Genomic DNA, 12,042 nt, shown 5'->3' with positions numbered 1-12,042 from the left:
TGTTTTTCATATATGAAAAACAGCCTTTTCTATTCAATAAATATAATTTTAGTCTTTTGAAGTACTTCCGATGATCATTTCTAGTATTGCGACAACAATGGCAAATAAGGCCGCAGTCCAAAATCCATCCACATTAAACTTGTCTCCAAGGAGTGAGTCTGAAAGCAAGACCATTAAAACAGTGATAATAAAGGAAACCAGACCCAGCGTTAGCCAGTTCAAAGGAAAGGTGAACAGCCTCAAAATAGAACCTACAGTAGCATTGACAAACCCGATAACCAATCCTGTGACAATAGCCCAGCCAAAACCAGCAACTTTTGCACCCGGTATAATCCAGCAAGCGATTGCGACAATAACTCCGGTGAGTAAAAGACTAATAATAAATTTCATAATATGCGCTAATTTATAAACAGTGAATAAAGTAATAATATAAAAACTATCGTGCAAACGCGATGCCAAAATTTAATGTACAAATGCTGATAAACTGGTATTTCGTTTGCTCTTTTCTCACACTTTGTCCGGATCTGCTTAGATCTTGTTCGGAAGTCAACGATTAATTCGCTACCGTTTCCTTATCGATTCAGTACGTGATCTATAGCGAAACGACAGAAAAAGGGGATAAGATTTACAAAGAAGGGCGTACTAAGAGTCATGCGAGGTTGAATAAGCCCCAAATAAGACTTGATAATGAGGAGTGTAAAGTTAAACCAAAAGCGAATCTTTGTGTCTATTTAAATAAATTGAAATCACAGAATATAAATGTATGCAAGCATAGTAAATATTTTGTATATTTATTTATATTAATAAATAAGAGACTAGCGATCGTTTTTTAGTTATAACTCATAAATAGTAGACCAATGAAGAAAATTATGATGTCATTCATCATGTTACTTGCTACAGTAACATTGTTTGCACAAACAGATCCGATCATCGGAAAATGGGAAAACCCAAGTGGTGAGGGGCGTGTGGAGATTTATAAAAAAGGAGACAAATTTTTCGGTAAACTCTACTGGCTTAAATTTCCAAACAATGAGTCCGGACAGCCCAAGAAAGATGTGAAAAATCCTGACAAAGCGCTTCAGAGTAGGGCGGTTCAGGGATTGGAGATCCTGACCAATTTTACAAAAGACGGAAATACCTATGCGGATGGAAAAATCTATGATCCAAAAACAGGAAAGACCTATAGCTGTAAAATGACTTTAAAAGGTGATAAACTTGACATACGTGGCTATGTGGGGGTCAGCTTATTGGGCAGGACTGAAACCTGGAAGAGGATAAACTGATAGGTACAAAGCGAGCAACCCAAAACCGACCTTCTTGATGGCAATGGTTTGGTATAAAAAAGGCAATTTATTTCATTAGAATAAATTGCCTTTTGGTTTTGTGGAGGAATAACAGTATTTTCATCTGCAAATTATAATAATCGCTGTATGTCCGTAAAAATGTCGTATGTTGAGAACGTAAAACTTGCGCTGCAATCTATTGTAGGCAATAAACTTCGGACATTTTTAACAGCGTTGATTATAGCTATTGGGATGATGGCCCTGATTGGCGTGTTGACATCTATTGACGCCATGAAAAATTCCCTCACGGATTCTTTTTCCTCCATGGGCTCCAACTCATTCAATATTCGAAATCGGGGTATAAATGTTCAGATTGGTACCGGTGGAACTCGATCCAAGGTCTTCGCAAATATAACCTATGCCCAAGCATCCCGTTTCAGACAGAATTTTCATTTTAACGCGATAACCTCCATCAGTGCCAATGTCACCTGGAATTCGACCGTAAAATTTCAATCCAAAAAAACCAATCCAAATATTGGACTCATCGGGACAGATGAAAATTATCTTCAAACCTCAGGATATGTAGTCAGTGAGGGACGGAATTTCTCTGTTCGGGATGTGGAGACCGGTGGAGCCGTGATTATTATTGGTAGCGAGGTCAGTAAAATGCTTTTTAGTGAAATCATAGATCCAATAGGGCAATATATCACAGTCAATAACATTCGTTATCAGGTGATAGGCGTGCTGAAAAGCAAGGGGTCCTCTGCAGGTATGGGGGGCGATAGAGCGTGTTTTATCCCTTTGGTGAAAGCAAGATCTGTTATGCAGGTCGTGGAACCTTCCTATGTCATCACCGTTTCTTCTAATGATCCAATGCGATTAGAAGCTGCAATTGGAGAAGCTTCCATTGTATTTCGGAATATTCGCGGGCTATCTGCAAGACAAACCAATGATTTTGAGATTACCAAATCCGATGCTGTAGCACAAATGCTTATGCAGAATATGGCGATGGTGACCCTAGGAGCTGTCGTGATTGCTTTTATTACCCTTGTTGGTGCATCTATTGGATTGATGAACATCATGCTGGTGTCGGTTACCGAACGGACACGGGAGATAGGTATACGGAAGGCAATAGGGGCTACACCCAGTGTGATACGCAAGCAATTTTTGATGGAGGCCATTGTCATCTGTATGATGGGCGGCGTCGCGGGTATATTTATAGGCATCCTGATCGGTAATTTATTGGCCCTTCAACTGGGGACATCCTTTATTATTCCTTGGGCAGCTATTATTCTTGGATTTGCAGTATGTGGTCTTGTGGGGATGTTATCTGGTTATTATCCCGCATCAAAAGCTTCGAAATTAGATCCCGTGGATGCGCTGCGTTACGAATAAACCAAATCTGTATTAAATTAGTACATGTTGATCCCTATCAGTTGCTACATTTAACACTCCGCTGTCATGCTGCCCGTGACCCGAGGAGGCTTGCCAGTTATCTATTCCATGATGATGCCATTATTCGTTGCAAAAGGAAGGAAATGAAAGGGTGGTATAAATTTGTGCAAACGGTTTAATGTTATCAAAACATTGATTTGAGGTGAATTCTCAATAAACAGGCTGTTTCCACCAAAGAAAAACTGTAATATTGTATAAAAAAATAAATTCGAATTATGTACAATACATTACAACCAGTTTTACAAAAGGAATTGGAAGCAATCAAAGAAGCGGGATTGTATAAGCAAGAGCGGGTGATTGTTACCCCTCAAGGAGCAGATATTAAAGTGAGCACAGGGCAGGAAGTCATCAATTTTTGTGCAAACAACTACTTGGGACTATCTTCTCACCCGAAGGTTATCGAAGCGGCAAAGCGGGCCATTGATACACATGGTTATGGCATGTCTTCTGTACGTTTTATCTGTGGTACACAAGATGTACATAAAGAATTAGAAGCAAAGATTTCCCAGTTTTTAGGAACAGAAGATACGATTTTATATGCTGCGGCATTCGATGCGAATGGCGGTGTTTTCGAACCATTGTTTGGTGCTGAGGACGCAATTATTTCCGATGAATTGAACCACGCTTCGATCATTGATGGTGTACGTTTGTGTAAAGCGCAACGTTTCCGTTATAAGAATGCGGATATGGCAGATTTAGAAGCACAGTTGCAGGCAGCCTCAGGAGCAAGACACAAAATCATCGTTACCGATGGTGCATTCTCTATGGACGGATCAGTAGCGCCATTGGACAAGATCTGTGATCTTGCTGACAAATATCAAGCTTTGGTGATGATCGATGAATCGCATTGTACAGGTTTCATTGGTGCCACAGGTCGCGGTACGCATGAACTTTTCAACGTGATTGATCGTGTAGATATCATTACCGGAACACTTGGTAAAGCCCTTGGTGGTGCTTCTGGTGGCTTCACATCAGGTAAAAAAGAGATCATTGATTTGTTACGTCAGCGTTCACGCCCTTATTTATTTTCAAATACATTGGCACCAGCAATTGCAGGCGCTTCTGTTGCGGTTTTGGATATGCTGAGTGAGACAACCGCTTTGCGTGATAAACTTGAATCCAACACCAAATATTTCCGTGAAAAAATGACGGAAGCAGGATTTGATATCAAACCAGGTTTCCACCCAATCGTCCCTGTGATGCTTTACGACGCGAAACTTGCACAAGCTTTTGCTGCTAAGATGTTGGACGAAGGTATTTATGTGATCGGTTTCTACTATCCTGTTGTACCTCAGGGAAAAGCTCGTATTCGTGTTCAAATTTCAGCAGGACATGAGCTTGCTCACTTGGATAAAGCTATCGCCGCCTTTACTAAAGTAGGTAAAGAATTAGGTGTAATTAAATAAAATACACATAGTTATAAATTTTATGGTGCAAAATGTTTATCTTTGCACCCTGAATTTAAAAACAAATTTACTTGCTAGATGCAAAATATTAGAAACATAGCGATTATCGCTCACGTCGATCACGGTAAAACTACGTTGGTAGACAAAATCTTACACTTCACAAATCTTTTTAGAGACAATGATGGTACAGGTGATTTAATTCTGGATAATAACGATTTAGAACGTGAACGCGGTATTACTATTGTCGCTAAAAACGTTTCTGTTGAATATAAAGGAGTAAAAATTAACGTTATTGATACACCTGGTCACGCCGATTTCGGTGGTGAGGTTGAGCGTGTATTGAAAATGGCTGATGGTGTTGTATTGCTAGTGGATGCTTTCGAAGGTCCAATGCCGCAAACACGTTTCGTTACACAAAAAGCATTATCCTTAGGTTTGAAACCTTTGGTTGTTGTCAATAAAGTGGACAAAGAAAACTGTCGCCCAGAAGAAGTATACGAAAATGTATTTGATTTATTCTTTAGCCTAGATGCTACAGAGGAGCAATTGGCTTTTCCAGTATTATATGGTTCTTCCAAACATGGTTGGATGTCAACAGATTGGAAAGAAAAGAAAGAAGATGTATCTGAACTATTAGATGCGATCATCAATCACTTCCCACCTTCACCATTTGTTGAAGGTACATTGCAAATGCAGATCACGTCATTGGATTACTCTACGTTCGTAGGACGTATTGCTATTGGTCGTGTAGCTCGTGGTATAATTAAAGAAGGTCAACCAATCTCGTTGGTAAAACGTGACGGTAAGATCGTGAAATCACGTGTAAAAGAATTGCATACATTTGAAGGTTTAGGCCGTCGTCGTGTACAAGAAGTTAAATGTGGTGATATTTGTGCTGTTGTTGGTATCGAAGGTTTCGACATCGGTGATACAATCGCTGATTTTGACAACCCAGAGCAATTGGAAGTTATTAGCATTGATGAGCCAACAATGAATATGTTGTTCACGATCAATAACTCACCATTCTTTGGTAAAGAAGGTAAATTGGTTACTTCTAGACATATTCACGATCGTCTACAAAAAGAATTAGAAAAGAACTTGGCATTACGTGTCGTTCCTACTGAATCTCCAGACGCTTGGTTGGTATATGGACGTGGTATCCTTCACTTATCTGTATTGATCGAAACAATGCGTCGCGAAGGTTACGAATTGCAAGTAGGTCAACCGCAAGTAATCTTGAAAGAGATCGACGGCAAGAAATGTGAGCCTATCGAGGTGTTGGTTGTTGACGTTCCTGCAGAAGTTTCTGGTAAAGTGATCGAGTTAGTAACACAACGTAAAGGTGAGCTTTTAGTGATGGAAACGAAAGGTGAAATGCAACATCTTGAGTTCGAAATTCCTTCTCGTGGTATCATTGGTCTACGTAACAACGTATTGACTGCAACAGCTGGAGAGGCTGTTATGGCACACCGTTTGAAAGGATACGAGCCTTGGAGAGGAACAATCCCTGGACGTTTGCATGGTGTATTGATCTCTTTAGATAAAGGTACAACAACTGCTTATTCTATTGATAAGTTACAAGATAGAGGTAAGTTCTTCGTTGATCCAGGTGTGGATATTTATGAAGGACAAATCTTAGGAGAGCACATCCGTGACAATGACTTAACGATCAATATTGTTAAAGGTAAACAATTGACAAATATGCGTGCGTCTGGTACAGATGATAACACACGTATCGCACCGGCAATTAAATTCTCTCTAGAAGAATCTATGGAATATATCCAAGCGGACGAATACATCGAGGTTACACCACAATCTATCCGTTTGCGTAAAATCTACTTGACAGAAAATGAGCGTAAAGTAAACGCTAAAAAATTTCAATAGTAGGTAACTAAAGATTATAAGACAAAAGCCATCGAAATACTATTTCGATGGCTTTTTTAATATCAGCTTCTACCACTTTTTTTTCCTGTCCGCTCTCTTTTTTCTTCTTTGCCTTTATATAAATTGAATGGGACAAGCGATCGTATTGATTTTGTTTATTTGATAGACCAGATCACATCATTTTGTGTATCTGATCCGTTAAACTGCCGTTGCAAAGCCTCTTTTAAATTGCTTTCGTTGGTGCTATATTCGTTTTTCGGATAAGCCCAGCGTTTAGGGATCTGGTTGTTGTTGGCATTTGCCGGACCTACATTGAACTCCGGTATACCAGTACGACGTTGCTCAAAGAAAGCCTGTTTGCCTGAATTTTCAAAGAAGGCAACATATTTTTGCGTAAGTATCTGTTTCAAGCCTTCGGAATTATTTCCTTTGTAAGCATAACCTTTTAGAAAGGTGTCAATCTTATCCGAAGAAATCCCATAAAACTGCATTGACAGGGATATGCCGGCTTCAAATCTGGACTTTGCATCAGCATTGCTCCAACCACGATTGATCCCTTCTGCAAGCGCAAATTGCACCTCAGAAGCTCCAAGTTGAATGGATGGTAAACCCGAAGGTGAAGCGAGCCAATAGTCAAAATTGATCATGGAAAGCTGGCCCTCAGTTGCTTGTTTCAAGAGGGTGCTTTGTAGGTCGCCGGTCTTACCACCCTGATAGGCCTCAAACGGTTTTGTCGGATCAAATGGTAAAGCAGAGGCTGGTAATGCCTGAACCAGCAATCGTGGATCCCGGGTTGTTTTTAGGATATCCAAGTAGGTTGCTCCCAAGGTATTCCGCACATCTTTTTTGATAATCACACCATCAGTAGGCCAGAGCGGATAGGTATTGATAGCATTGTATTGCAACTGGAAATTGTCCCTATTATCAAGAATCAACGGGAACTTTGAAGGATTGGTCAACAACTCTGCAAATCGCTCTTTAATGCGTAGCGCAGGACTATCATCGGCGCGTTTGCTCAGGCTTAACAGTACACGCAGTTTCAGGGAGTTGACCAACTTCTGCCATTGTTCCGTCTTTCCGTTATAGAAGAAATCACCCTCAAGTATAGTGCCTTTCTCTTTAAAACCAGCCAGTTCTGTATTGGCCTCCTCTAGCCAGGAGAGCACTTGCTGATACACTTCCAGCTGGGTATTGTACCGAGGTGCAAAGTTGTTGTTGGCCTCTCCCTTTAGCGCATCTGCCATTGGAATATCGCCAAACATTTCGGTTGTGCGGACAAAAAAATAGGCTTTGAAGAATTTGGCTAGCGTGAGGTACACAGCACCTAATTCGGGTGTTTTAGCCGCTTCGATCTCCATCCGATATACATCTCGTAGTACACCATAAGGTGTGTCAAAGGAACCTGTCGTCCAGCTGTATGGCTGCCCAGTATAATAGGCCTCATTTTGGGTCATGTACTGATTGTAACGATGGTCTTCGCTCCATGGGGCGTCATGAGATCGCATTAATATACCTGTAAAGAGCAGTTTGGGGGCAGGATCATACACGGCTGCGGGATCCTTTTGTAGGTCTTCGATTTTTTTACAGGAGCTCAACGTGCTGCCAAAGAGCAATAAAAGTAAGACTGATTTAAAGTATTTCATGGTTGAAAATATCTTGATGTGTTAAAATCTTTAAAAAGTTGCATTAATATTTAGACCAAAGCTTTTTACCGATGGAGTCTGGTAATCCGAACTGGCGGCGGTAAATTGATCCAGATCCATGTTTTTTGTGCCTTTTCCGGTAAAGTATAATAGATTTCGGCCGACGAGGGATACGCTTGCGCTACGTAAAAATCTAGCGTTTTTCAGTAAACTAGCCGGAAGGTTGTAGCTGAAGACAATTTCCCGTAATTTGACAAATGTCCTGTCTTTAGCAGTAATCGGTCCGGATTGGTAATAATTGGTAGCCCAGTTTTGCCATAGAACGGGGATGTCGTTTGGTGCAAACTCCCGTGTATCAGAGATTATTTTACCATCTTGGTCTGTGCTCAATTGGCCTTTGACAATTTTTAGCCCCTCGGTCATGATCGAACCCTTGTAGTCTTTGCTGTCTCTGTTTTCCCAATCTTTTAAGCGATAGCTGTTGGCCGATTCAGGGTGAGTTCCTGAACCCCATTGTTTGGCATCCTGCACATTTTTGATCAATCCTCCAAAGCGGCCGTCGACTAGAAAGCTAAAGTTGAAATCACGGTAACGGAAACTGTTGCTGATACTTGCGGTGAACTTATTATCGCTGTATCCAATCTTGCTGACGTAAGGATTGTAGGCCGGCAGACCATTGGTTCCCACGATTAAATTCCCTTTTTCATCGCGTTGAAAATCATTTACATAGAAGCTGTCCCAGCGTTCTCCGATGCGTACATCCCCTGATCGGGTCTGATGGCCATCTATATCGTGCAACCAGGCATGATTGGTCGATGCATTGACCAATACATTCCAGCTAAAGCGTTCACGTTGGATTGCTGTTGCGTCGATACTCAATTCGATTCCTTTTCGCAGTAAAGTCAAGCCGTTGGTTTGTCTTGCTTTTACACCTGAAGTGACCGATGTGGCTAGCTCGATGATTCGGGGACCTTCTAGGTTTCGGAATACCGCTAAATCTACGCCGAGACGGTTGTTAAAGAGACGGGTTTCCAAGCCGATCTCCGCAGTCTTTACACGCTCCGCTACGAGATCCGGATTCGGTAATACATCTGTATAGGTGACACCAGTCATGGAATTTGCCCAGCGACCATAATTAGTATAGGCTGGCAGAAGCTTGTAGATATCATATTGTGCCGTTTCATTGACAAAATCACTGGCAACATTTGCATAGGCACCGCGCACTTTCAGCGATGAGATCACTTTGGGTAAAGATACCATCTGCGATATGACGGCACTTAAGGAAGCAGATGGATAAAAATAGGTGTTATTTTTTATGGGCATGGTCGACGACTTATCAAATCGACCAGTCAGATTTAAAAACAGCATATTTTTGTAGTCAAAATCCACAAAACCATAGGCACTCCCGACTTGGCGCAGTGCACGGTCGTTGGTCGATACGGTTGGCATGACCGAATTGCTTAGATCATAAACTCCAGGGACAGTCAAACCTCGATCCGTACGGGCAAACAAAGATTTTGCACTTACTGTTCGTAAATTTCCGAATACCGACCCCGTGAAGCCGATGTCTTCTGAAATGCGGTTTTGATACTTTAATGAAACTTCGGTGTTATTTTCCCAGAAGGTATCGTACGTCTCTTGGTAACCACCGACACGGCTTCCGCCAATATTGTAATTGTATAAATTGGCCGAGATTGGAATTTTGATGGTTCGGTTCCTGTTCCAGGTACTTGCGCTGGTACGTGCATTGAAAGAGAGATGGCTGTTCCATTTGTAATTAGCGGAAACATAGCCGTAAATATCATCTTTATCATAAGTCCGTAGGTTTTCATAAGCTGTCATCCAAGGGTTGTCATATATCGTGTATTCACGATTGTACTGTTGCACATTTTCTTTGCCTGGTTGCCAATAGTTCCTCAGATCATTAATGTCATAGTCCGCGCCACCCCATAGTGTTAGGATATAAATGGGACTGTTTGGCCCATAGGCGATATTGGGGTAGTTTGGCGAATACTGTTTATTGTAATTGATGCTTGCGTCTATCCTCAATTTGCTTCCGGCATTGATCCCCCCTGTTAAATTGATATTTGTGCCTCCGAGTTTTGTATTCGGTGTTGTGCCGCGTTGAAATAGCTGAGAAGCTGATAGGCGAATGTCCCCACGCTCCGTTTTACTTGAAATAGCAATATTGTTGGTGCTTAACAATCCATTTTGAAGGAATTTCTTCAAGTTATCCTTCCCACGAGCTTCCCAGGGAAGCGGAACCAAAGCGCCCGTTTTAGGATCGATGGGACTGTTGTACTGTGGGATAAGCTGCCCTTCAAATCGAGGCCCCCAAATATTATAGTCATTGTCGTTTATTCCACCACCACGTCCATCTTTGAAGGCATATTGAAAATTTGAACCGGGACCGTATTCGGTTTGGATCTTAGGAATCGCATTGTATCCTGTTTGCAATTGTGTACTCGAGTTGAACTCTAGTTGAAAGCCCTTATCCTCCGTCTTCGCTCGTTTGGTCGTAATGACAATGGCGCCATTCTGTCCGCGATTTCCATATAAGGCTGCTGCATTCGCTCCTTTCAATACCGAATAGGATTCAATGTCGTCCGGACTAAGGTTCCAGGAGTCTGTATTGATCGGCATTCCGTCCACAACGATAAGAATATTGCTTCTTCCGCGTAATGTGATACCAGGGTCTCCAAATAGATTTGTGCTTGGCGTAATTGTCAGGCCGGATACTCGGCCAGCAAGGCCAGAGATCGCATTTGGTTCACGGGCTTTTACCAGATCTTTTCCTTTGATCTCCTGTACGGAATAACCGATGGCTTGCTTTTCTTTTTTTATACCTAAGGCAGTTACCACAACTTCATTGAGCGATTGTTGATTGGGAGATAGCGAAATCTGTAGAGGCCCCTGATTTGAAATAATAAAGCTTTTGGGAAGATAACCCATAAAACCTATACGTAAAGTGTCTCCGATTTGCGCCTGAATGGAAAAATTTCCTGCCTGGTCTGATGAAACTAATTTACTCAGATGAGAATTTCGAATGGTTGCGCCATGAATTGCATCCTGACTCACTGAATCAATCAGCTTTCCCTGAAATGTTTGGGATTGGGCAAAACCCTTTGCAGATAACGTCGTTAAGATACACGTGAGTACTGCAATTTTTGGTAGATGTAATGAAGGTTGATTAAACATGATCATTTTATACTTATGTCTGAAAACGTAAGCAATATTAAACTTTGTATATTAATACTAAACTAACCGAGTGTTAAGTTTATAGTATTAAGATCTTTTGGTTGTTGTAATGTCGTGTAAATCATGTTCTTGAAAGTATCCTTGCCAATTTTTGAGAGAAATGTAACGAGAGAAATAATGATGTTGACCTTTTTTAAACAGCATATAAAAAAAGAAAGTCTCCAATTTTTATTGGAGACTTTCCGTCACAAGCAGTGCTTGTTTGCTATTATTTTAAGTAACTAAACTGTATGTTTACTTCTTTTCTCTGACTTCAGCAGCTCGGTAGGTATCCCCATCCGTTGTGTAGATTTTGAATTGCGCTTCATAGCCTTCAGGGACATAAATAACGATAGGCATGCGACCATTGTAACGTACGGTCTCAGGTTGAGCACTTACAAAAAGATTGCGCTTTGCTTGATCTGGGCATGCCATCATTGTGCTTGCTACATTTCCATTCGTTTTAAATACATAGTAATCATAACCCCAGCCTTGAAGATCTTTTTTCTCAAAGGAACCAGCTAGATTAAAATTGTTACAACCATCTACCTCCATCCATTTACCTACAGAGAATTCAATCTTCTTATTCTTATCATTCTCCGAATACGGAACTTCGATAACCATTTTTTTGTATCCTTTTTCCGCTGCAGGAAAAATATTTAAGTCTATTTTATCAATTACCATTTGTGCTTTACTTACTGTTGTGGATGCGACGAAAACGAATAGCATCATGACCATAACTTTAAATACATTTTTTCTCATAACCTTTTTTTTATTTTATTCTTTAAACGCAATTTCTATCACTATTGCTACTTTGTTTTGTAAAACTATATTTCTAAGACGACTTAAAATACAGAAGGATTAATTGGTAATGAATAAATATTTAGAATAATTGTTTGTTGGTCCAGTGAAAGGTTTAAAAAGAGTTCCCTCCGATAAGCTCTGGGTAATGCATTTGTTCATCGTTTGTTTTGTAACAAATCATGGTGCCTTCATGACCTCAACAGGAACGCAAAATCCGTCGCTGACCTATATGGTATTAACAGCTAGAGCCGTAGATTATGCTGTCGCTGAAATGAAAAAAGGCGACCTCTAAATTCATAGAACTGTATCATGACAGCGGCTGTATTTTTT

At 40.8% G+C, this 12,042-nt stretch carries 9 protein-coding genes; 5 read left to right on the top strand and 4 right to left on the bottom strand.

The window, feature by feature from the left end; genetic code table 11:
* Positions 1 to 48: 48 nt before the first annotated feature.
* A complete protein-coding gene (locus tag ABFX33_RS11370; RefSeq protein WP_257095798.1) occupies positions 49 to 390 on the bottom strand; it encodes a phage holin family protein in 342 nt (113 codons plus the stop codon).
* Between the two features lie 467 nt (positions 391 to 857).
* On the opposite strand from ABFX33_RS11370, the gene ABFX33_RS11365 reads away from it, so the two are divergent.
* From ABFX33_RS11365 to typA, 4 genes are all read left to right on the top strand, one after another.
* Positions 858 to 1,283: a DUF2147 domain-containing protein gene (locus ABFX33_RS11365; RefSeq protein ID WP_346086169.1), complete on the top strand. Its 426-nt coding sequence runs from the start codon at positions 858 to 860 to the stop codon at positions 1,281 to 1,283.
* Between the two features lie 147 nt (positions 1,284 to 1,430).
* On the top strand, positions 1,431 to 2,678 hold the full coding sequence (locus ABFX33_RS11360) for an ABC transporter permease (protein ID WP_346086168.1): 1,248 nt from the start codon (positions 1,431 to 1,433) through the stop codon (positions 2,676 to 2,678).
* Positions 2,679 to 2,953: 275 nt separating this feature from the next.
* Positions 2,954 to 4,144: a glycine C-acetyltransferase gene (gene kbl / locus ABFX33_RS11355; RefSeq protein WP_257095796.1), complete on the top strand. Its 1,191-nt coding sequence runs from the start codon at positions 2,954 to 2,956 to the stop codon at positions 4,142 to 4,144.
* Positions 4,145 to 4,222: 78 nt separating this feature from the next.
* Entirely contained in the window at positions 4,223 to 6,028 is a 1,806-nt protein-coding gene (gene typA, locus ABFX33_RS11350; protein ID WP_120261192.1) for a translational GTPase TypA, read from the top strand.
* A gap of 155 nt (positions 6,029 to 6,183) precedes the next feature.
* On the opposite strand, the gene ABFX33_RS11345 is transcribed toward typA, so the two are convergent.
* From ABFX33_RS11345 to ABFX33_RS11335, 3 genes are all read right to left on the bottom strand, one after another.
* The gene (locus ABFX33_RS11345) at positions 6,184 to 7,671 is read right to left on the bottom strand and encodes a SusD/RagB family nutrient-binding outer membrane lipoprotein (protein WP_346086167.1); all 1,488 of its coding nucleotides are present in this window, start codon (positions 7,669 to 7,671) and stop codon (positions 6,184 to 6,186) included.
* 30 nt (positions 7,672 to 7,701) lie between these two features.
* Positions 7,702 to 10,869, bottom strand: a complete 3,168-nt coding sequence (locus ABFX33_RS11340; RefSeq protein WP_346086166.1) for a SusC/RagA family TonB-linked outer membrane protein — start codon at positions 10,867 to 10,869, stop codon at positions 7,702 to 7,704.
* 294 nt (positions 10,870 to 11,163) lie between these two features.
* Complete coding sequence (locus ABFX33_RS11335) at positions 11,164 to 11,670, bottom strand: ecotin (protein WP_120261188.1); 507 nt, start codon at positions 11,668 to 11,670, stop codon at positions 11,164 to 11,166.
* A 187-nt stretch (positions 11,671 to 11,857) separates the two neighbouring features.
* On the opposite strand from ABFX33_RS11335, the gene ABFX33_RS11330 reads away from it, so the two are divergent.
* The gene (locus tag ABFX33_RS11330) at positions 11,858 to 12,004 is read left to right on the top strand and encodes a hypothetical protein (RefSeq protein ID WP_346086285.1); all 147 of its coding nucleotides are present in this window, start codon (positions 11,858 to 11,860) and stop codon (positions 12,002 to 12,004) included.
* The last annotated feature ends 38 nt before the right edge of the window (positions 12,005 to 12,042 follow it).

This window comes from Sphingobacterium ginsenosidimutans, from assembly GCF_039536865.1.
GTDB lineage: Bacteria > Bacteroidota > Bacteroidia > Sphingobacteriales > Sphingobacteriaceae > Sphingobacterium > Sphingobacterium detergens.
Note: the sequence above shows the minus strand (reverse complement) of the source record. Positions and strands in the feature narration are given on the sequence as shown.

What these genes read in the sequence shown, in the direction of transcription:
- ABFX33_RS11370 (WP_257095798.1), bottom strand. Translation starts at nt 390, where the DNA reads ATGAAATTTATTATTAGTCTTTTACTCACCGGAGTTATTGTCGCAATC.
- ABFX33_RS11365 (WP_346086169.1), top strand. Translation starts at nt 858, where the DNA reads ATGAAGAAAATTATGATGTCATTCATCATGTTACTTGCTACAGTAACA.
- ABFX33_RS11360 (WP_346086168.1), top strand. Translation starts at nt 1,431, where the DNA reads ATGTCCGTAAAAATGTCGTATGTTGAGAACGTAAAACTTGCGCTGCAA.
- kbl (WP_257095796.1), top strand. Translation starts at nt 2,954, where the DNA reads ATGTACAATACATTACAACCAGTTTTACAAAAGGAATTGGAAGCAATC.
- typA (WP_120261192.1), top strand. Translation starts at nt 4,223, where the DNA reads ATGCAAAATATTAGAAACATAGCGATTATCGCTCACGTCGATCACGGT.
- ABFX33_RS11345 (WP_346086167.1), bottom strand. Translation starts at nt 7,671, where the DNA reads ATGAAATACTTTAAATCAGTCTTACTTTTATTGCTCTTTGGCAGCACG.
- ABFX33_RS11340 (WP_346086166.1), bottom strand. Translation starts at nt 10,869, where the DNA reads ATGTTTAATCAACCTTCATTACATCTACCAAAAATTGCAGTACTCACG.
- ABFX33_RS11335 (WP_120261188.1), bottom strand. Translation starts at nt 11,670, where the DNA reads ATGAGAAAAAATGTATTTAAAGTTATGGTCATGATGCTATTCGTTTTC.
- ABFX33_RS11330 (WP_346086285.1), top strand. Translation starts at nt 11,858, where the DNA reads ATGCATTTGTTCATCGTTTGTTTTGTAACAAATCATGGTGCCTTCATG.